This window comes from Amycolatopsis kentuckyensis, from assembly GCF_041679295.1.
Classification (GTDB): Bacteria; Actinomycetota; Actinomycetes; order Mycobacteriales; family Pseudonocardiaceae; genus Amycolatopsis; species Amycolatopsis kentuckyensis_A.
The window spans coordinates 198095-221102 of sequence record NZ_JBGDMD010000008.1 but is presented as its reverse complement, the minus strand read 5'-3'; the positions used below and the strand labels follow the sequence as shown (position 1 = coordinate 221102).

At 73.8% G+C, this 23008-nt stretch carries 3 protein-coding genes; all 3 read left to right on the top strand.

The window, feature by feature from the left end:
* Positions 1 to 35 precede the first annotated feature (35 nt).
* A complete protein-coding gene (locus ACERZO_RS32970; RefSeq protein ID WP_372669301.1) occupies positions 36 to 1193 on the top strand; it encodes a cytochrome P450 in 1158 nt (385 codons plus the stop codon).
* Positions 1194 to 1301: 108 nt separating this feature from the next.
* Positions 1302 to 16982: an SDR family NAD(P)-dependent oxidoreductase gene (locus ACERZO_RS32965; RefSeq protein ID WP_372669299.1), complete on the top strand. Its 15681-nt coding sequence runs from the start codon at positions 1302 to 1304 to the stop codon at positions 16980 to 16982.
* Complete coding sequence (locus ACERZO_RS32960) at positions 16979 to 22255, top strand: type I polyketide synthase (protein WP_372669297.1); 5277 nt, start codon at positions 16979 to 16981, stop codon at positions 22253 to 22255. The genes ACERZO_RS32965 and ACERZO_RS32960 overlap by 4 nt, the downstream gene beginning before the upstream one ends.
* Positions 22256 to 23008 lie beyond the last annotated feature (753 nt).

The following is a 23008-nucleotide window of genomic DNA, read 5'->3' as shown; positions in this document are numbered from 1 at the left end:
GTTCACGCCGGACAGTCCGTGCGTATCCGTTCGACATGCACGAGATCTCCGTTTCCGAGCAGTATCACGTCCTGCAGCGCGAAGAGCCGATGAGCCGGGTGCAGATGCCCTTCGGCGAACCGGCCTGGCTGGCGACGAAGTACGCCGACGTCAAGCTGGTGACGACCGACCCGCGGTTCAGCCGCGAGCTCGCGCAGGGCCTCGACCAGCCGCGGATGCGCCGCCAGCAGATGGGCGACGGCATCATGGGGATGGACCCGCCGGACCACTCCCGCCTGCGCCGCCTGGTGAGCAAGGCGTTCACCGCGCGCCGCCTGGAGCAGATGCGCGACGGCGTCAAGGATCTGGTGAACCGCCTGCTCGACGACATGCAGGCCCACGGCGACAGCGCCGATCTCGTCGAGGAGCTGGCGCGGCCGCTGCCGGTCACCGTCATCTGCGACCTGCTCGGCGTGCCGCAGGAGGACCACAAGATCTTCCGCGAGTGGACCCAGGCGCTGGTCAGCGACGCGACGGCCAAGGGCGACGTGCTGGACGTCTACGGCGACCAGCTCGACAACTACGTCGCCGGGCTGGTCGCCCAGCGCCGCGAGGAGCCGACCGACGACCTGCTCGGCGCGCTGGTCTACGCCCGCGACGCGGGGGACAAGCTGACCGAGAACGAGCTGATCTCGATCGCCGGCGCGGGTTTGCTCACCGGCGGCGTCGAGACGGTGTCGACGGCGTTGCCCAGCTTCGTCTTCACGCTGCTGACGAACCCGGAACTGCTCCAGCAGCTGCGTGCGGACCCGGAGCTGATGCCGACGGCGATCGAGGAACTGCTGCGGTACGTGCCGATCAACACCGCGGCCATGTTCGCCCGGTACGCGACCGAGGACATCCGCTTCGGCGACGTCGTCGTGCGCGCGGGCGACCCGGTGCTGCCGGCGCTGCACGCGGCCAACCGCGACCCGGAGGTCTTCGCCGACCCGGACCGCATCGACCTGACGCGCAAGCCGAACCCGCACGTGGCGTTCGGGCACGGCCCGCACCACTGCATCGGCGCGCAGCTGGCCCGGCTGGAACTGCAGGAAGCGTTGAAGGCGATCCTCGAGCGGTTCCCGGACCTGCGGTTCGCGGACGGCCGCGAGGGCGTCAAGTGGGAGTACGGCGTGATCGTGCGGGGGCCGTCGCTCCTGCGCATCGCGTGGTGATTCCCTGCCCCTAGAAGGCTTTTCAGGGGGACCGGCCGCGGTGCGCGCCGACCTACGATCGATCAAGACGACCATGAGTGCTGGCTTGCTACAGCGGTGGAGTGCGGAATGCGTGAGTTTGAGACCGAATCGAATCGGGCGTCCGGGTTCGCGGAGCGGCTGACCGAACTGCCCGCCGGTGACCGCGCGGCATTCCTGGCCGACGTCGTCCACGACGCCACCCGGGCCGCGCTGCTGGCGGCGCGCCCGGACGTCCCGGCGGTGCTCGACCCGGAAAAGGCGTTCTCCGACCACGGGTTCGACTCGCTGGCGGCGGTGGAGCTGCACGCGCGGCTCACCGAAGCCACCGGGCTCGACCTGCCGGTCACCCTGGCCTTCGACCACCCGACCCCGGCCGCCGTCGCGCGCTTCCTGCACGCGGCGGTGTTCGGGGCCGACGTCGTCCACAGTGGACTTCCGTTGGCCGGCGACCACGACGAGCCGGTCGCGATCGTCGGCATCGGCTGCCGGTACCCCGGCGGGACCGCCTCGCCCGAGGACCTCTGGCGGCTGGTCGAGCAGGAGGTGCACACCATCACCGGGTTCCCGACCGACCGCGGCTGGGACCTCGACGGCCTCTACGACCCGGACCCCGACCGCCCGGGCAGCAGCTACGTCACCTCCGGCGGCTTCCTGCCGGACGCCGGCGAGTTCGACGCGGACTTCTTCGGCATCGCCCCGCGCGAGGCGTCCGCGATGGACCCGCAGCAGCGCCTGGTCCTCGAGACGGCGTGGGAAGCCCTGGAGCGCGCCAAGATCGACCCGACGACGCTGCGCGGCACGCCGGCCGGCGTCTTCATCGGCGCGGAGGCCCAGGAGTACGGGCCGCGCCTGCACGAAGCTCCCGACGGCCTTGACGGCTACATGTTGACCGGCAATGCACCCAGCGTCGTCTCCGGCCGCGTCGCCTACGCGCTCGGCCTCGAAGGCCCGACGCTGACCGTCGACACCGCGTGCTCCGGTTCGCTCGTCGCCCTGCACCTCGCCGTGCAGGCCCTGCGCCGCGGCGAGACGCAGCTAGCGCTCGCCGGCGGTGTCGCCGTCATGGGCGGGCCCGGTACGTTCACCGCGTTCAGCCGCCAGCGCGGCCTCGCCGAAGACGGCCGCTGCAAGGCGTTCGCCGCGGGTGCGGACGGCACCGGCTTCGCCGAAGGTGTCGGCGTCCTGGTCCTGGAACGGCTGTCCGACGCGGTCGCGAACGGCCACGCCGTGCTCGCCGTCGTCCGCGGCACCGCCATCAACTCCGACGGCGCGTCCAACGGCCTCACCGCCCCCAACGGCCCGTCGCAGCAGCGCGTGATCCACCGCGCGCTCGCCGACGCCCGGCTCACGCCGTCCGAAGTGGACGCCGTCGAGGCGCACGGCACCGGCACGCGGCTCGGCGACCCGATCGAGGCGCAGGCCCTGCTGGCCGCCTACGGCCAGGAGCGCGAGACGCCGCTGCTGCTCGGTTCGATCAAGTCCAACATCGGCCACACCCAGGCCGCGGCCGGCGTGGCCGGCGTGATCAAGATGGTCGAGGCGATCCGCCGCGGCCGGCTGCCCAAGACGCTGCACGTCGACGCGCCGACCCCGCACGTCGACTGGACCGCGGGCGCGGTCGAACTGCTCACCGAGGCCCGCGAGTGGCCGGAGGTCGAGCGTCCGCGCCGCGCCGGTGTCTCGTCGTTCGGGGTCAGCGGCACCAACGCCCACGTCATCATCGAGCAGGCGCCCGTGACCGCCGACGTGGACGGCACCACTGAGCCGTTGCCGGTCGTCCCGCTCGTCGTCTCGGCCCGCAGTGAGGAAGCCCTGCGGGCGCAGGCGGAAAAGCTCGTGTCCACTGTGGAGTCGGCCGACCTGACCGAGGTCGGTTTCTCCCTGGCCGGCACGCGCGCCGCGCATGACCACCGTGCCGTCGTCGTCGCCGAGAGCACCGAAGACGCCGTCCGCGGCCTGCGCGCGCTCGCCGCGGGTGAGCCGGACGCGTCCGTCGTCACCGGGACCCGCACGCCGGGCAAGCTCGCGATGCTGTTCACCGGCCAGGGTTCGCAGCGGCTCGCCATGGGTCGCGAGCTGTACCTGGCTCACCCGGTCTTCGCCGAGGTCTTCGACGAGGCCATCGACCACCTCGACGTCCAGATGGACCGCCCGCTGCGGGACGTCCTCTTCGGCGACGACGCCGACGAGCTGAACGGCACCCAGTACGCGCAGTGCACGCTGTTCGCGATCGAGGTCGCGCTCGCGCGGCTGCTGGAGTCGTGGGGCGTCAAGCCGGACGTCCTGCTCGGCCACTCGATCGGCGAGCTGGCCGCCGCGCACATCGCCGGCGTCTGGTCCCTGGAGGACGCCTGCCTGGTCGTCGCCGCGCGCGGCCGTCTGATGCAGGCGCTGCCCGAGGGGGGCTCGATGGTCGCGATCGCCGCGACCGAGGACGAGGTCGGCCCGCTGCTCACCGACGGCGTCAGCATCGCCGCGATCAACGGCCCGACGTCGGTCGTCGTGTCCGGCGAGCGCGCCGAGGTCGACGCCGTCGCCGAGGTCTTCCGCGCGCAGGGCCGCAAGACGAGCGAGCTGCGCGTGTCGCACGCCTTCCACTCGCCGCTGATGGAGCCGATGCTCGCCGAGTTCCGGGAGGTCCTGGAGGTCGTCGAGTTCTCGGCGCCGAAGATCCCGGTCATCTCGAACGTCACCGGCCGCCTGGCGACGACCGAAGAGCTGACTTCCCCCGGCTACTGGCTCTACCACGTGCGGCGCGCGGTCCGGTTCGCCGACGGCGTCGCCGCGCTCGCCGCGGCCGGCGTCACCACCGCGATCGAGGTCGGCCCGGACGCCGTCCTCGCGGCGCTCGCCGCCACCGGCCCGCACGGCTCGGACATCGCGTTCCTGCCCGCGCAGCGCCGCGGCCACGCCGAGGTCCCGGCCCTGGCCGGCGCGCTCGGGCGGCTGCACACACGCGGCGTCCCGGTCGACTGGACGGCCGTCTTCGGCCCGGCCCGCGTGGTCGACCTGCCGACGTACGCCTTCCAGCGCAAGCACTTCTGGCTCACCGCGCCCGCCCGCGGCGACGCGGCCGACTTCGGCCAGCTCGCCTCCGGCCACCCGCTGCTCGCCGCCGAGATCGGCCTCGCCGACCACGACGGCCTGGTCCTGACCGGCCGCATCGGCCTGCGCTCGCACCCGTGGCTCGCGGACCACGCGATCGCCGGCACGGCCCTGCTGCCCGGCACCGCGTTCGTCGAGATGGCCTTGCACGCCGCCGAGCGCGCGGGCTGCGACGTCGTCGACGAGCTGACCCTGCAGGCTCCCCTGGCCGTCCCCGAGGGACGCGGGGTCGAGGTGCAGGCCGTGGTCGGCCCGGTCGAGGACGGCCGCCGCACCATCGAGTTCTACTCGCGCGCCGAGCAGGACGTCGCCTGGACCCGGCACGCCACCGGTGTGCTGGCCGAGGCCGCCTCCGGCGAGCCCGCCGCGCTGACCGCGTGGCCGCCGTCCGGTGCCGAGGTCGTCGCCACCAGCGAGCTGTACGAGGAGCTGGCCGCGCAGGGCTATGGCTACGGCCCGCTGTTCCGGGGCCTGCGCACCGCGTGGAAGCGCGATGACGTCGTGTACGCCGAGGTCGCGCTGCCCGAACGGGACGGCGACTTCGGCATCCACCCGGCGCTGCTCGACGCCGTCCTGCACGCCACCGACTTCGCCCCGGGCGAGGCCCGCGAAGCCGGCGAGATCCGCCTGCCCTTCGCGTGGACCGGCGTGCGGCTGCACGCCTCCGGCGCGACCGAGGTGCGGGTGCGGATCACGTCGCCGGCCACCGGCGGTGTGTCGATCGACGTCACCGACGCCGCGGGTGCGCCCGTGCTGTCGGTGGAGTCGTTCCGCTCCCGCCCGGTCAGCGGCGCCGACCTGGGCCCGCGGGCCCAGGACCTGCTGCACACCGTCGAATGGACGCCGGTCGCGGCTTCGGACGCGGATCCGGGCGAGGTGCGGCTCGTGACTGTGCCGGGCGAACGCGGACGGGTTCCCGCCGCTGCCCGCCAGACCGCTCACCGCGTCCTGGAGATCCTCCAGTCGTTCCTCGCCGAGGCGACCTCGGCCAAGCTCGTGCTGCAGACGCGCGGCACGCTCGCCGAGTCCGTCGTGCGCGGGCTGGTCCGCTCGGCGCAGGCCGAGCAGCCGGGCCGGATCGTGCTGATCGAAGGCGAGACCACCGCCGCGACGCTGGCCACCGCGCTCGCGTCCGGCGAGCCGGAGCTGCGCGTCGACGGTGACCGGGTGCTGGCCCCGCGGCTCGTCCGCCTGCACACCGACGCGCCGGCCTGGCAGCCCGACGGCACCGTGCTGGTCACCGGCGGCACCGGTGGCCTCGGCGCGCAGGTCGCGCGCCACCTCGTCACCACCCACGGCGTCCGGCACCTGGTGCTGCTCAGCCGCCGCGGCAGCGACGCCCCGGGCGCGGCCGAACTGGTCGCCGAGCTGTCCGAAAGCGCGACCGTGCAGGTCATCGCGGCCGACGTCACCAAGAAGCGGTCGCTCTCGGCCGCGCTGAAGAAGATCGAGGGGCCGCTCACCGCCGTCGTCCACACCGCCGGTGTCCTCGACGACGCCTTGATCGGCTCGCTCACCGAAGAGCGTCTCGACACCGTCCTCGCGCCGAAGGTCGACGCTGCCTGGGCGCTGCACGAGCTGACTTCGGACCTGGCCGCGTTCGTCCTGTTCTCCTCCTCGGCCGGGCTGGTCGACGGCGTGGGCCAGGCCAACTACGCCGCGGGCAACACCTTCCTCGACGCGCTCGCCGAGCACCGCCGCGAGCAGGGCCTGCCCGCGACGTCGCTCGCCTGGGGGCTCTGGACCGACGACGGCGCCGCGCTCGGCATGAGCGCCGGACTGTCCGAAAAGGACCTGAACCGGATCGGCCGGCTGGGCCTCGCCCCGCTGACCGCGGCCGAAAGCGTGGCCGCGCTGGACGCCGCGATCACCTCGGGGACGGCCACCGTCGTGCCCACCCGCGTCGACCGCGCCGCCCTCGGCAACCGCGACGACGTCCCGGCGCTGCTGCGCGGCCTCGTCCCCGCGAACCGGCGCCGCATCGCCGCGGCCGCGGGCGAGCTCACGCCGGAGCGGCAGTTCGCCGAGCGGTTCGCCTCGCTGTCGGAGGCCGACCGCGACCGCGCGGTGCTCGACCTGGTCCGCACGCACGTCGCGGCCGTGCTCGGCCACGACGGCCCGAGCGCGATCAGCCCGGCCCGGCCGTTCGGCGAGATCGGCTTCGACTCCCTCGCCGCGGTGGAGCTGCGGAACATCCTCGACTCCGTCACCGGCATGCGGCTGCCCGCCACGCTGGTGTTCGACCACCCGACCCCGCGCGCGCTGGCCGAGTACCTCGTCACGCGGCTCGGCGGCCTGTCCCCGGTCAAGCCGATCGCGCCGGTGACCACGGCCGACCCGGAGGAGCCGATCGCCATCGTCGGCATCGCCTGCCGCTACCCGGGCGGCGTCGCGACGCCGGAGGACCTGTGGCGGCTCGTCGCCGGCGGGGAAGAGGCGCTCACGCCGTTCCCGGCCGACCGCGGCTGGAACGTCGACGCGCTCTACGACCCCGAGCCCGGCAAGCCCGGCCACTCCTACGTCAAGCACGGCGCGTTCCTGCACGACGCCGCCGAGTTCGACGCCGACTTCTTCGAGATCAGCCCGCGCGAGGCGGCCGCCATGGACCCGCAGCAGCGGCTGCTGCTGGAAGTGTCCTGGGAGGCGTTCGAGCGGGCCGGCATCGACCCGGTTTCGCTGCGCGGCAGCGCGACCGGCGTGTTCGCCGGCGTCATGTACCACGACTGGGGCACCCGCCTCGGCACGGTGTCCGACGACATCGCGGGCTACCTCGGCAACGGCAGCCTCGCCAGCGTCGTCTCCGGCCGCGTGTCCTACGCGCTCGGTCTGGAGGGCCCGACGGTCACCGTCGACACGGCTTGCTCGTCTTCGCTGGTCGCCCTGCACTGGGCGGTCCAGGCCCTGCGCCGCGGCGAGTGCACGCTGGCGCTGGCCGGCGGGGTCACCGTGATGTCCACTCCGGACACGTTCGTCGACTTCAGCCGCCAGCGCGGCCTGTCCGCCGACGGCCGCTGCCGCTCGTTCGCCGACGCGGCCGACGGCACCGGCTGGGGCGAGGGCGCGGGCATGCTGCTCGTCGAGCGGCTGTCGGACGCCCAGCGCAACGGCCACCCGGTGCTCGGGCTCGTCAAGGGCTCCGCGGTCAACCACGACGGCGCGTCCAACGGCCTCACCGCCCCGAACGGCCCCTCGCAGCAGCGCGTGATCGCGAAGGCCCTGGCCGATGCGGGTCTTGCACCGTCCGAAGTGGACGCCGTCGAGGGTCACGGCACCGGCACCACGCTGGGCGACCCGATCGAGGCGCAGGCGCTGCTGGCCACCTACGGCCAGGACCGCGCCGAGGACCAGCCGCTGTGGCTCGGTTCGATCAAGTCCAACATCGGCCACACCCAGGCCGCGGCCGGCGTCGCGGGCATCATCAAGATGGTCATGGCGCTGCGCAACGAGCAGCTGCCGCGGACCCTGCACGTGGACCGTCCGTCCACTGTGGTCGATTGGGACACGGGTGCGGTGCGCCTGCTCACCGAGGCGCAGGACTGGTCACCCAACGGCCACCCGCGCCGGGCCGCCGTCTCGTCGTTCGGCATCAGCGGCACCAACGCCCACGTGATCATCGAGCAGGCCCCGGCCGACGCGGAGATCGAGCAGCCCGCCGAACCGCAGCCCGAGGCCGTCGTCCCGGTCGCGCTGTCCGGCCGGTCCGCGGCCGCCGTGCGCGGCCAGGCCGCCCGCCTGCGCGAATACCTTGCCGACCACGAAGACATTCCGGTCGCCGAGCTGGCGCGGTCGCTGGCCTCGACCCGCGCCGCGCTGGAGCACCGCGCGGTGGTCGTCGCCGGGACCGCGGCCGAGCTGGCCGCCGGCCTCGACGCGCTGGCCGCCGGCGAGCAGGGAAGCGAGCCCGTCACCGAGGGCAAGCTGGCGTTCCTGTTCTCCGGGCAGGGCGCGCAGCGGGTGGGGATGGGTGCCGCGCTGTCGGCGGCCTACCCCGTCTTCGCCGACGCCTTCGACGCCGTCTGCGCCGCGATCGACCCGCTGCTCGACGTGCCGCTGCGCGACGTCGTCTTCGGCACGACCGCGCTCGCCGACCGCGGCCTCCTGGACCAGACGCAGTACACGCAGACCGCGTTGTTCGCGGTCGAGGTCGCGCTCTTCCGGCTCGCCGAGTCGTGGGGGATCGTCCCCGACGCCCTCGCCGGCCACTCGATCGGCGAGCTGGCCGCGGCCCACGTCGCCGGGGTGCTCTCCCTTGACGACGCCGCGAAACTGGTCGCCGCACGCGGCCGCCTGATGGGGGCGCTGAGCACCCCGCCGGGCGCGATGGTCTCCCTCGCCACCACCGAAGAGGCCGCACGGGAGCTGATCCGCGGGCACGAGGACGACGTCAGCATCGCCGCCGTCAATGGTCCGGCTTCGGTCGTCATCTCCGGTACCGCCGACGTCGTGTCCCGCATCGAGCGCGCCACCGACGTCCGGACGCGGCGGCTGCGCGTCAGCCACGCGTTCCACTCGCCGCTGATGGCGCCGATGCTCGACGAGTTCCGCGAGATCGCCGCCGGGCTGACGTTCCACGAGCCGAAGATCCCGATCGTCTCGACGGTTTCGCCGGACGCGGACCTGACTTCGCCGGAGTACTGGGTCACCCACGTCCGCGAAGCCGTCCGCTTCGGGGACGCGGTGGCCGCGCTGGCCGCCGACGGCGTGCGGACGTTCCTCGAGCTGGGGCCGGACAGCGTGCTGACCGCGCTCGGCCGCCAGATCGACCCGGACGCCGCGTTCGTGCCCTTCGGCCGCCGCGACCGGGACGAGGTGCGCACCGCGCTGACCGCGCTCGGCCGGCTCCACGCCCGTGGCGCCGCCGGGCTGGGCAAGGTGCTCGGCGACGGCCCGATCCGGCTCGACCTGCCGACGTACGCCTTCCAGCACAAGCGCTACTGGCTCGACGCGACCCCGTCCGGTGACGTGACGGCGGTCGGCCAGCAGCCGCTGCCGCACCCCATGCTCGGCGCGGTCGTGCCGCTGTCCGGTTCGGACACCACGGTGCTCACCGGCCGGCTCTCGGCCGGGTCGGTGCCGTGGGTGGCCGACCACGTCGTCAAGGGCGCGATCCTGGTGCCCGGCACCGGGTTCGTCGAGCTGGCCATCGCGGCCGGCGACCAGGTCGGGCACTCGACGGTCGAAGAGCTGACGCTGCAGGCGCCGCTCGTCCTGCCGGCGGACGGCGCCGTCGCGCTGCAGGTCGTGGTCGGCCCCGCCGACGGCGACCGGCGCCCGATCACCGTCTTCTCGCGGCCGGCCGACGGCGACGAGTGGACGCAGCACGCGATCGGCACGCTGTCCGCGGCGCCGCGGCCGGAGCCCGCCGGGCTCACCGAATGGCCGCCCGCCGGGGCGACCCCCATCGTGGTCGAGGGTGCCTATGACCTGCTCGAAGAGCGCGGGTACGGCTACGGCCCGTCCTTCCAGGGGCTCAAGGCCGCCTGGAAGCGCGGCACCGAAGTGTTCGCCGAGGTCGCGCTGCCGGAACCGGCGGCGGCGACGGCGAACCGCTACGGCCTGCACCCGGCGTTGCTCGACATCGCGATGCACGCCGACCTCCTCGGCGACCCGGGCGGCGCGACGCTGCTGCCCTTCGTCTGGAACGGCGTCACGCTGCACGCCGCCGGCGCTTCGGTGCTGCGGGTGCGGATCGAGCGGATCGACGGTGACGAGGTGTCGGCCATCGAGGTGGCCGACAGCGAAGGCCGTCCGGTCGCGACCATCGGCTCGCTGGTCTCCCGCCCGGTCCGCCGGGAGCTGACGTCGGCGGCCGAGTCGGACGGCTCGCTGCTGACGATCGCCTGGCAGCCGGTGTCCGTGCCGCAGTCCGACGCCGAGGTCGTGGCCGTCGGCCGGGGCCGCATCGGAGTGGCCGCCACCTACGCCGGGTTCGCCGACCTCGTCGGCGCCGTCGACCGCGGCGAGCCGGTGCCGGGTGTGCTCACGCTGAGCGTGCCCGAGCGCACCGGCGACGTCCCGGAGACGGCGCGGGCGAACGCCGCCTGGCTGCTCGCCGAACTCCAGGCCTGGCTGGCCGACTCCCGCTTCGCCGCCACGAAGCTCGCGGTCGTGACGCAGGACGCGGTCCCCGCTGGTGAGTCCACTGTGGACGTCACGCAGGGCCTGCTGTGGGGCCTGGCGCGGGGTGCGCAGGCCGAGCACCCGGGCCGCGTGTTCGTGGTCGACGCCGACGCCGACGCAACGGCCGGGACCATCGCGGCGGTCGTCGCCTCCGGGGAGCCGGAGGCCGCGATCCGCGACGGCGCGGTCGTCGTGCCGCGGTACGTCAAGACCGAGCCCGGCGACGCCTCCCCGTGGGGCAGCGGCACCGTGCTCATCACCGGGGGCACCGGCGGGCTCGGCAGCCTGCTGGCCCGCTACCTGGTGGCCGAGCACGGCGTCACCTCGCTGGTGCTCACCAGCCGCCGCGGGCTCGGCGCGCCGGGCGCCGAGCAGCTGGTCGAGGACCTGACCGACCTCGGGGCCCGGGTGCGGGTCGCCGCGTGCGACGTCACCGAGCGCGCCCAGGTCGAGAACGTCCTCGGCGCGATCGACGACCTCACCGCCGTGGTGCACGCGGCCGGCACCGCCGACAGCGGCGTCTTCGACTCGCTGACCGCCGACCGGCTCGACGCGGTCCTGCGGGCCAAGGTCGACGCCGCCTGGCACCTGCACGAGCTGGCCGGTGACCTGGCCGCGTTCGTCATGTTTTCCTCCGCCGGCGGCCAGGTGCTGCCCGCGGGCCAGGCGAACTACGCCGCCGCCAACGCGTTCCTCGACGGCCTCGCCGCGCACCGGCAGGCCGCCGGTCAGCCGGCGACGGCGCTGGCGTGGGGGCTGTGGGCGGAGAACACCGGCCTCGGCGGCGAGCTGGCCGAGGCGGACCTCGCCCGGATGGCGCGGCTCGGCCTGCCCGCGGTCACCGCGGAGCAGGGGCTCGCGCTGTTCGACGCGGCGACCGCCACCACCGACGCCGTGATCGCCCCGCTGCGGGTCGACGTCGCGGCGCTGCGGGCCCGCACCGACGACCTGCCCGCGTTGCTGCGCGGGTTCGTCCCGCCGAAGGCCCGCCGGACCGCCAAGGCGGCGAAGGCGGCCGACAACGCACTCGCCGCGGAACTGGCGGCGCTGGCCGACAACGAGCGCGACCGCGTGCTGCTGGACATCGTCCGGACGCAGGTGGCCACCGTGCTCGGCTACGCCGACAAGTCCGAAGTGGACGGTGCGCGGGCGTTCAAGGAGCTCGGTTTCGACTCGCTCGCCGCGGTCGAGCTGCGCAACCTGCTCGGCACCGCGACCGGCCTGACCCTGCCGGCGACGCTGATCTTCGACCACCCGACCGCCAAGGCGGTGGCGGACTTCGTCAAGGGCAAGCTGCTCGGCGCGGTCGCGAAGGTCCCGGCCACCACGACCCGGACGAACGCGTCGATGCAGGAGCCGATCGCGATCGTCGGCATGGCCTGCCGGTACCCCGGTGGCGTCCGGTCGCCGGAGGACCTCTGGCAGCTGCTCGTCGACGAGGTCGACGCGGTGTCGGAGTTCCCGACCAACCGCGGCTGGGACATCGACAGCATCTACGACCCCGAGCGCGGCAAGCGCGGCAAGACCTACGCCCGCGAAGGCGGCTTCCTCCACGAAGGCACGTTGTTCGACCCGGCGTTCTTCGGCATCGGCCCGCGCGAGGCGCTGGCCATGGACCCGCAGCAGCGGCTCCTGCTGGAGACGGCGTGGGAGGCCATCGAGCGGGCCGGCATCGACCCGACCGCGCTGCGCGGCAGCATGACCGGCGTCTTCACCGGCGCGATGTACGACGACTACGGCAGCCGCGTCCCCGGCGCGCCGCTCGACGTCGCCGCCTACATCCCCAACGGCAGCTCGGGCGCGGTCGTCTCCGGCCGCATCTCCTACCTGCTGGGGCTGGAAGGCCCGTGCATGACGGTCGACACCGCGTGCTCGTCCTCGCTGGTCACGCTGCACCTCGCGGTGCAGGCGCTGCGGGCGGGGGAGTGCGGGCTGGCGCTCGCCGGCGGCGTCACGCTGCTCTCGCAGCCGGACCTTTTCGTCGACTCCAGCCGCCAGGGCGTGCTTTCGCCCAACGGCCGGTCGAAGTCCTTCTCCGCGGCCTCCGACGGCGTCGGCTGGGCCGAAGGCGCGGGCCTGCTCCTGCTGGAGCGCCTGTCCGACGCCCAGCGCAACGGCCACGAGGTCCTCGCGGTGGTCCGCTCCAGCGCCGTCAACCAGGACGGCGCGTCCAACGGCCTCACCGCGCCGAACGGGCCGTCGCAGGAACGCGTGATCCACGCGGCCCTCGCGGCCGGCGGCTTGACTCCGGCCGAAGTGGACGCCGTCGAGGCGCACGGCTCGGGCACCAAGCTGGGTGACCCGATCGAGGCGCAGGCGCTGCTGGCCACCTACGGCCAGGACCGGCCCGAGGGGCAGCCGCTGTACCTGGGCTCGGTGAAGTCCAACATCGGCCACGCGCAGGCTTCCGGCGGCGCGGCGGGCGTGATCAAGGTCGTCCAGGCCATGCGGCACAACATGCTGCCGAAGTCACTGCACATCGACGCGCCGTCCCCGGTCGTCGACTGGACCACCGGTGACATCGAGCTGCTGAGCGAGGCCCGGCCGTGGCTGCCGAACGGCCGCCCGCGCCGCGCGGGTGTCTCGTCCTTCGGCATCAGCGGGACGAACGCGCACATCATCATCGAGGAGGCACCTCCGTCCACTGTGGAACGGCCGCGGGCGACCGCCCCGGCGCTGCCGTCGGTCCCGCTGCCGATCGCCGGCACGACCGCCGCGGCGCTCGCCGACCAGTCGGCCCGCCTGGCCGCGTGGATCCGGTCGAACCCGGAGCTGGACCTGACCGACGTCGGCTATTCGCTGGCGACCGGCCGGGCCGCGCTCGACCACCGTTCGGTGGTCCTGGCGGGCAACCGCGACGCCGCGTTGAAGGCCCTCGACGGGCTCGCCACCGGCGGGACCCCGGCTGGCACGGTCACCGGCGCGACCAGTGCCGCCGACCTGACCGCGTTCCTCTTCACCGGGCAGGGCGCGCAGCAGCCGGGCATGGGACGTCAGCTGTACGAGGCCTTCCCGGTCTTCGCCGGCGCGTTCGACGAGGCCTGCGGCCTCTTCGACACCGAGGTCCCGCTCAAGGACGTCATCCGGGACGGCAGCGAACTGCTGAACCAGACCGCGTACACGCAATGCGCGCTGTTCGCGATCGAGGTCGCGCTCTACCGCCTGGTCGAGTCGTGGGGCCTGACGCCCGACTACGTCGCCGGGCACTCGATCGGCGAGCTGGCCGCGGCGCACGTCGCCGGGGTCTTCTCCCTGGCCGACGCGTGTGCCCTGGTCGCCGCGCGGGGACGTCTCATGCAGGCGCTCCCTGAAGGCGGAGCCATGGCGGCGATCGCGGCCACCGAGGACGAGGTGCGCGCCGCGCTCCCGGCCGGGGTCGACGTCGCCGCGGTCAACGGCCCGCGCTCGGTCGTCATCTCCGGTCCCGAAGACGCGGTGAAGGCCGCGATGGCCGCCTTCAAGGAAGCCGGCCGCCGCGTGAAGCAGCTGGTCGTCTCGCACGCCTTCCACTCCGCGCTGATGGAGCCGATGCTGGACGAATTCAGCGTCGTGGCGGCGAAGTTGACCTACACCGCGCCAAGCATCCCGGTCGTCTCCAACGTGACCGGTCGGATCGCCACCGCCGAGCAGCTCTGCTCGCCGGAGTACTGGGTGAACCACGTCCGGGAGGCGGTGCGCTTCGCCGACGGCGTCGGCACGCTGCTCTCGGCCGGCGTCACCCGGTTCGTCGAGCTGGGCCCGGACGCGGTCCTGACCGGCATGGCCCGCGAGTGCGACACGTCGGTCGCCGACCGGCCCGACCGCGTCGTGGGCGTGCCCGCCCTGCGCCGGGGCCGCGACGAGGTGCAGACGCTGTTCACCGCGCTCGCCACGGTGTACTCGCGGGGCGCGAAGATCGACTGGCGGGCGCTGTTCGCCGGCCGCGGCGCGTCCACTGTGGACTTGCCGACCTACGCCTTCCAGAACAAGGAGTACTGGCTCAACGCGACGAAGCCGGCCGGCGACGTCGGTTCGCTGGGCGCCAAGTCCGCCGCGCACCCGCTGCTGGGCGCGCTGGTGGAGCTGCCCGACGGCGGCGCGGTCCTCACCGGCCGGCTCGCGGTCGACAAGCAGACCTGGCTGGCCGACCACGTGGTGCTGGGCCGGACGATGCTGCCGGGCACGGCGTACGTCGAGCTGGCCCTGCACGCCGCCGACCAGGTCGGCTGCGACCTCCTGGAGGAGCTGACCCAGCAGGCCCCGCTGCTGCTGCCCGACGAGGGCGGCGTCGACATCCGCGTCGTCGTCGGCGCTCCCGGCGCGGACGGCCGCCGCGACCTGTCGGTGCACTCCCGCGCCGAGAACGGGTGGACGCAGCACGCGGCCGGCACGCTGGCCACCGGTGCCCAGCCGGCGGAGTTCGATCTGACGGCGTGGCCGCCCGAGGGCGCCGAAGCCGTCGACCTCACCGGGCTCTACGACGACCTGGCCGGCCTCGGCTTCGGCTACGGCCCGGTGTTCCGCAACCTGCGTGCGGTCTGGCTGCGCGAGGGCGAGGTGTTCGCCGAGGTGGCGCTGCCCGAGGGCACCGCGGCGAGCGACTTCGGCCTCCACCCGGGGCTGCTGGACTCGGCGCTGGGTGCGACGGACTTCCTCGTTCCGGGTGGGCCGAAGGCGCTGACCGAGACGACGATCCCGTTCGCCTGGAACCAGGTTTCGCTGCACGCCTCCGGGGCGACGACGCTGCGGGTGCGGGTCCGCAAGGAGGGCAAGGACGCCTCGCTCGCCCTCGCCGACGCGGCCGGCACGCCGGTCGCGTGGATCGAGTCGCTGGTGACGCGGCCGGTGTCGGAGGGCCAGCTGGGTGCCAAGGTGCCCGACTCGCTCTACCGGATCGACTGGCAGCCCGCCGCCGGTGTCCGGCTGGTCAAGTCCCTCGAGGGCTGGGCCGTGCTCGGCGCCGACGACCTCGGCCTCGGCGTCCCGGCGCACGCCGAGCCGGTGGCCGCCGACGTGCTGGTCCTGCCGGTCGTCACCGCCGAAGGTGACGTCCCGGCCCGGGTCCACGCGACCGTCCAGAACACTTTGGGACAGTTGCAGACCTGGCTCGACGGTTCGGCCGACGGCAAGCTGCTGGTCGTCACGCGGAACGCCGTGGCGGACGACCCGGACCTCGCCCAGGCGCCGGTCTGGGGCCTGGTGCGGGCCGCGCAGGCGGAGAACCCCGGCCGGGTCCAGGTGGTCGACGTCGACGACCTGCCCCAGTCGCTGCGGGCCCTGCCCGCGGTGGTCGCCTCCGGTGAGCCGGAAGCGATCGTCCGGGTCGGCGAGGTCCGCGTGCCCCGGCTGGCCAAGGTCACGACGGTCGGCGACCCGGTCGAGTGGGACGCCGACGGCACGGTGCTCATCACCGGTGGTGCCGGCCTGCTCGGCGGCCACCTGGCCCGGCACCTCGTCGCCCGCGGCGCCCGGAAGCTGGTGCTCACCAGCCGTCGGGGTCTCGACGCACCGGGGGCTCGCGAGCTGGTCGAGGAGCTGGGTGCCTCGGTGACCGTCGCGGCCTGCGACGTCACCGACCGGGCCGACCTGGCCCGGCTGATCGAGTCGCTGCCCGATCTCACCGCCGTCGTGCACGCCGCCGGGCAGATGGACAGCGCGGTGCTGACCGCGCTCACCCCTTCGCAGGTCACGAACGTCCTGCGGCCCAAGGTGGACGCGGCCTGGCACCTGCACGAGCTGACCGCTTCGCTGGACCTGAAGGCGTTCGTCCTCTACTCGTCGGCGGGCGGCCTGCTGCTCGCCGCCGGGCAGGCGAACTACGCGGCGGGCAACGTCTTCCTGGACGCGCTGGCCGGACACCGCGCGGCGCTGGGCCTCCCGGCGACGGCGCTGGCCTGGGGTCCGTGGGAGGGCAGCGGCGACGCCGTCGACCTGACGCACGTCGCCCGGTACGGGGTCGCGGAGCTGGCCGTCACCGACGGGCTCGCGCTCTTCGACGCCGCGCTGGCGGCCGGCGAACCGGCGCTGGTGCCGGTGAAGCTGGCCGACCTGCGGGAGGCCGACCGGATCGCGCCGCTGCTGCGGGGCCTGGTCACGGCCGCCCCGCGGCGGGCCGCCGCGGCGGCGGGTCCGGTGACCGCGGCGCCCGAGGCGGGCTTCGCGGACAAGCTGACCGGGATGTCGGCCGACGAGCGGGAAACCGCGCTGCTGCAGCTGGTCTGCGAGCACGCGGCGGCCGTCCTCGGCTACGACGACGCTTCGGCGGTCGGCGTCGAGAAGGGCTTCACCGACCTGGGCATCGACTCCCTGGCCGCGCTCGAACTGCGCAACCGGCTCGGGGCGGCCTGCGGGCTGCGCCTGCCGGCGACGCTGATCTTCGACTACCCGAGCCCGCTCCCGCTGACCCGCTTCCTGCTCGGGGAGCTGCTGCCCGAGCTCGGCGAGCCGGTCGAAGAGGCCGCCGAGGCCAACGGAACCGACGAAGTGGCCGCCATCGCCGGCATGGACCTGGCCGACCTGGTCAAGTCCGCGATGGCGGGCACCGAAACCGAGGAGTCCCAGTGAGCCAGCCGTCCACCGAGCAGATCGTCGCCGCGCTGCGCCAGTCCATGATGGACAACGAGCGGCTCAAGGCGGACAACCAGAAGCTCACCGCGGCGATGAGCGAGCCGATCGCCATCATCGGGATGGGCTGCCGGTACCCCGGCGGGGTCACCACGCCGAACCAGCTGTGGGACCTCGTCGCCGGCGGCACCGACGCCGTCGGCGAGTTCCCCGAGGACCGCGGCTGGGACACGGCAGCGCTCTTCGACCCCGCCGGCCGGCCCGGCACGACGTACTCGAAGGAAGGCGGTTTTCTCTACGAAGCCGCCGACTTCGAGCCCGAGTTCTTCGGCATCTCACCGCGGGAGGCCCGCACGCTCGACCCGCAGCAGCGGATCGTGCTGGAAACCGCGTGGGAGGCCGTGGAACGCGCCGGGATTGTGCCGTCGACGTTGCGGGGCAGCAAGACCGGCGTCTTCGCCGGCGTGATGTACCACGACTACGGCGCCGGCAGCAGCGACGGCAGCCTCATCTCCGGCCGCATCTCCTACACCCTCGGGCTGGAAGGCCCGTCGGTGTCGGTGGACACGGCGTGTTCGTCGTCCCTGGTCGCCCTGCACTGGGCGGCCCAGGCGCTGCGCCGCGGCGAGTGCTCCCTGGCCCTCGCCGGTGGCGTCACGGTGATGGTGACGCCGGACATGTTCGTCTACTTCAGCGAGCAGCAGGGCCTCGCCCCGGACGGCCGCTGCAAGGCGTTCGGCAGCGGCGCCGACGGCGTCGGCTGCTCCGAAGGCGCCGGAATGCTCTTGCTGGAACGGCTTTCCGACGCGCGTCGCAACGGCCACCACGTTCTCGCCGTGCTGCGCGGCAGTGCGGTGAACTCCGATGGCGCTTCGAGTGGCATCACCGTCCCGAACGGCCCCGCGCAGCAGCGGGTCATCAAGGCGGCCCTCGCCGACGCCGGGCTGAAGCTGTCCGATGTGGACGCCGTCGAGGCGCACGGCACCGGGACCAAGCTCGGTGACCCGATCGAGGCGCAGGCGCTGATCGCCACCTACGGCAAGGCGGCCACGGCCGACCGGCCGCTGCACGTCGGGTCGTTCAAGTCGAACGTCGGCCACACGCAGGCGGCCGCCGGGGTCGGCGGCGTCATCAAGATGGTCGAGGCGCTGCGGCGCGGCGTCCTCCCGCGCACGCTGCACGCCGACGAGCCTTCGCCGCACGTCGAATGGACGGACACCGTTTCGCTGCTCAGCGAGCCGAAGCCGTGGCCGGAGACCGGACGGCCGCGGCGCGCCGGCGTGTCGTCGTTCGGCATCAGCGGGACCAACGCGCACGTGATCGTCGAGCAGGGCGACCCGGTGGCGCACTCGTCGGACGACGGGCCGGTGACGTGGCTGTTGTCCGCGAACGACCCGGAAGCGCTGCGGGCGCAGGCGGGCAAGCTCGCTTCTTCCGTCGGCGACGCGTCCACTGTGGACGTCGGGTTCTCGCTGGCGACCACCCGGACCCGGGCCGAGCACCGCGCCGGCGTCGTGGCCGCCGACCGGGAAGCCGCGATCCGCGCGCTGACCGAGTACGCGGCCGGCCGCACGCCTGCCGGTGTCGTCGAGGGCGTGGCCGGCCCCGGGCGCACGGCGTTCCTGTTCACCGGCCAAGGCGCCCAGCGCGTCGCGATGGGCGTGGAGCTGGCGGCGGCGTACCCCGCGTTCGGCGAGGCCTTCGACGTCGTGGCCGCCGAGCTGGACAAGCACCTCGACGTGCCGCTGCGGACCGTGCTGGGCTCCGACGAGACCGGGTACACGCAGCCGGCGTTGTTCGCCGTCGAGGTCGCGGTGTTCCGGTTGCTCGAGTCGTGGGGCGTCACGCCTGACTACCTGCTCGGCCACTCGATCGGTGAGCTGGCCGCGGCACACGTCGCCGGGATCCTTTCGCTCGAAGACGCGTGCACGCTGGTGACCGCCCGGGCGCGGCTGATGCAGGCGCTGCCCACCGGAGGCGCGATGGTCGCTGTGGCGGCGGCCGAGGCCGAGGTCCTGCCGCTGCTGACCGACGGCGTGTCGATCGCCGCCGTCAACGGACCGGCGTCGGTCGTGCTGTCCGGCGACGAGGACGCGGTCCTCGCGGTCGCCTCGAAGTTCGAGAAGACTTCGCGGCTGAAGGTGTCGCACGCGTTCCACTCGGCGCTGATGGAGCCGATGCTGGCCGACTTCGCCTTCATCGCCCGCAACCTGACCTATGCCGAGCCCGCGATTCCGATCGTGTCGACGGTTTCGCCGGACGCCGACCTGACCTCCCCGGAGTACTGGGTGAGCCAGGTGCGCGACGCCGTCCGGTTCGCCGACGGGATCCGCACGCTGCTCGACGCGGGTGTCACGACGTTCGTCGAGGTCGGCCCGTCGGCGGTGCTCACCGCGATGGGGCCGACGTGCCTGGGCGCGGACGACCGGGCGGCGTTCGTCCCGGTGCTGCGCAAGGACCGGCCCGAAGGCGAGTCGGCGGCCGCCGCGGTGGCTTCGCTGTTCGTCGCCGGGTCCACTGTGGACTTCTCGGCGTTCTACGCCGGCGGCGCGCCGGTCGAGCTGCCGACGTACGCGTTCCAGCGAAAGCGCTACTGGCTGGAGAACCCGACCGGCGCCCGCGTCCGCGGCGTCGCCGAGGTCGGGCAGCGCGACGCCGAGCACCCGGTGCTGGGTGCCGTCGTCGTCGCGGCCGATTCGGGCGGGGCCGTGCTGACCGGCCGGCTTTCGGCTGCCACGCAGCCGTGGCTGGCCGACCACGTCGTGCAGGGCTCGATGCTGTTCCCCGGCACGGCGTTCGTCGAGCTGGCGATCCGCGCCGGCGACGAGGTCGGCTGCGGCCGGCTCGACGAGCTGACCCTGGCCGCGCCGCTGATCGTGCCCGCGGAAGGGGCCGTCCGGCTGCAGGTCGTCGTCGGTGCTCTCGAATCGGAGCAGCGCTCTCTGGCGATCTATTCGCAGGCCGAGGATGCTTCCGAGTGGGTGCAGCACGGTTCCGGCCGGCTGTCCGCCGCTCTTTCCGCGCCCGCCGTGGGGGCCGAGTGGCCGCCTGCGGGAGCGACCGAGATCGACGTGACCGCCCGCTACGACGAGCTGGCCGCGCAGGGCTTCGACTACGGCCCGGTGTTCGCCGGGCTCCGCCGCGTCTGGCAGGTCGGCGACCGGCTCGCCGCCGAGGTGGCGCTGCCGGAGGACACCGACGCTTCGGCGTTCGGCCTGCACCCGGCGCTGCTCGACGCGGCACTGCACACGATCGGCCTCGCCGGGCCGACCGAGGACAAGCCGGTGCTGCCGTTCGCGTGGTCGGGTGTGTCCCTGCACGCCGCCGGCGCGTCGGACCTGCGGGTGCTGATCTCGTCGGACGTCGAGAACACCGTGTCGATGACCGCGACGGACGCCGCCGGTGCGCCGGTGCTCAGCATCGAAGCGCTGTCGCTGCGGCCGATCGCGGCCGACGCGTTCCGCGCCACGCGGTCGGCGGTGGACGACTCGCTGTTCCGGGTCGAGTGGCAGCCGTTCGCGGGCGACGCGGTTTCGGGCGTCTCGTCCGCGGTGCTCGGGTCCGGGTTCGGGCTGCCGGGCAAGTCCTATGTGGACCTTCCCGCCCTGGTGGCCGACGGTGTGCGGCCGGACGTGGTGTTCGCGCCGTTCGTGGCGCCTTCGACGGCGTCGCCTTCCGCGGCCCGTGCAGCCACGCACCGGTTGCTGGCGCTGGCGCAGGCCTGGGTCGCCGAAGAGACTTTGGGGTCGTCGCGGCTGGTCGTCGTGGCGCAGCGGGCGATCGGGACGCGGCCGGACGAGGGTGTCGACGACCTGACGCACGCCGCGCTCTGGGGCGTGATCCGGACGGCTCAGCTGGAGTACCCCGACCGGTTCATGGTCGTGGACGTCGACGGCGGCGAGCTGCCCCTGGACGCGGTGCTCGGGGCGATGTACGCCGACGAGCCCGGGGTCGCGGTGCGCGACGGCGCGGTGCTGGTGCACCGGCTGGCGAAGTTCGTGCCTTCTTCGGCTCCGGTTGCCCTGGACCCGGACGGAACGGTGCTGGTCACCGGAGGCACCGGCGTGCTCGGGCAGCTGATCGCCCGGCACCTGGTGACCGACCACGGCGTCCGGAACCTGCTGCTGACGAGCCGCCGCGGTGCCGCGGCGCCGGGGGCCGACGAGCTGGTTTCGTCGCTGACTTCCCTGGGAGCCACGGTTACCCTCGCGGCGTGCGATCTCGCCGACCGGGAGGCGGCGGCCGAGCTCCTGGCCGGCGTCGACTTGGCGGCGGTCGTGCACACGGCCGGTGTCGTCGACGACGGCGTCCTGCTGGCGCTGACGCCGGAGCGGATGGACGCGGTGCTGCGGCCCAAGATCGACGCGGCGTGGAACCTGCACTCGCTGACCGCTTCGCTGGACATCCCGTTCGTCCTGTATTCGTCGGCGGGCGGCACGCTCGGCGCGGCGGGCCAGGCGAACTACTCGGCGGCGAACGTCTTCCTGGACGCGCTGGCCCACCACCGGGCGGCCACCGGGCGGCACGCGGTGTCGCTGGCGTGGGGCCTCTGGTCCGAGGGCGGCATGTCGAACGAGCTGGCGGAGACGGACCTGATCCGGATGGCGCGTTCGGGCGTGTTCGGCTTGTCGTTCGACGACGGGCTTTCGTTGTTCGACGCGACTTTCGGGACGTCACAGCCGTCGCTGGTGCCGGTCCGGCTGGACATGTCGGGCCTGCGGGCCGACGCGCACAGCGTCCCGGCGATGCTGCGGGGCCTGGTCCGCGGCGGTCGTCGTCGCGTGGAGGCGTCGGACGACTCGTGGGCCCGGATCGTGGCCTTGCCGGCTGCGGACCGCGAGCGCGCGCTGCTGGACCTGGTGTGCGGCACGGCGGCGGTGGTCCTGGGCCACGAACGCCGGGACGCGGTCGACCCGCGCAAGGGCTTCATCGAGCTGGGCTTCGACTCCTTGACGGCGATCGAGCTGCGCAACCGGCTGGAATCGGTGTCCGGCCAGCGCTTGCCGGCGACGCTGATCTTCGACCACCCGTCGGCTTCGGCGCTGGCTGCGTTCCTCGGCTCGGGACTGGCCGACCCGCCGTCGGCGGTGGAGGTCCGGTTGACGGACCTGGAGGCCGAGCTGCGGTCGCTGGACGCTTCTGCGCGTGTGGCGGTCGTGGGCCGGCTGCGCGAGCTGGTGGCGACGTTCTCCCCGGCGGACCGCGAACTCGAGGAGGCCGGCGCGGACGAGCTGTTCGCGATGCTGGACGAAGAACTGGAGTCCCAGGGCTGAGCTTCCCGGCTGCCTCCCCCGGCCGGGACATCGGGACCGCTTCCGCCAATGGCGTCGGAGGCGGTCCTTTTTTGCGTGCGCGGGGTTCGCTCTCGGCCGGCCGTGACCGCCGAAGCCCAGCGTTCCGCGTGCGGTGGTGCCGGGCGGGAACAGCTGTCCTGCCAAAGCCCTTCCGGCACCCCGAAGCTGTCATTGTGACTACGGCCGGCAACACCGCGTCAAGGCGGGAAAGATGCCTTGACCCGGTGTTGCCGGCCGTGTTGTGGCTTCGGATCGGGGTGCGGGGGGAGTCTGGGTTCTCGTCGGTGCCCGTTCTCGGGGGCCTCTCGCCTTTGGTGTGGGCTTCTGTGGCGGCTTTTGTGGTGAGGCGGTGGGCAGTCAGCCGTTCAGGCGGCGGATGGCATGAACGAGTCGTTCATGGCGTCCCGGTGCGGTGACCGCGGGTCGCGATGCCGCGCCGGGCGGCACCGGGGATCGCTTTCGGCGACCGGCGCCGGAGACGGTGGGGTGCCAAGGCGGAGCGTCTTGAATGAGTCATTCAGGGCGTGGGAGGTCCTGAATGACTCATTCAAGACCTCTGCGCGCGGGGTTCGCCGAGGCGCGAGGCCGCTCGGGGCGGGCCAGCGGGTCGCCGTAGCGGGGCGTTCGACGCGAGAGCAGAACTCGCGGATCGCACCGGGGACCGGGCGCTCGACGCGAGCCGACAGGGCTTTAAGCACAACGAAAGGCGGCGCACGGCGACCCGAACCGTGC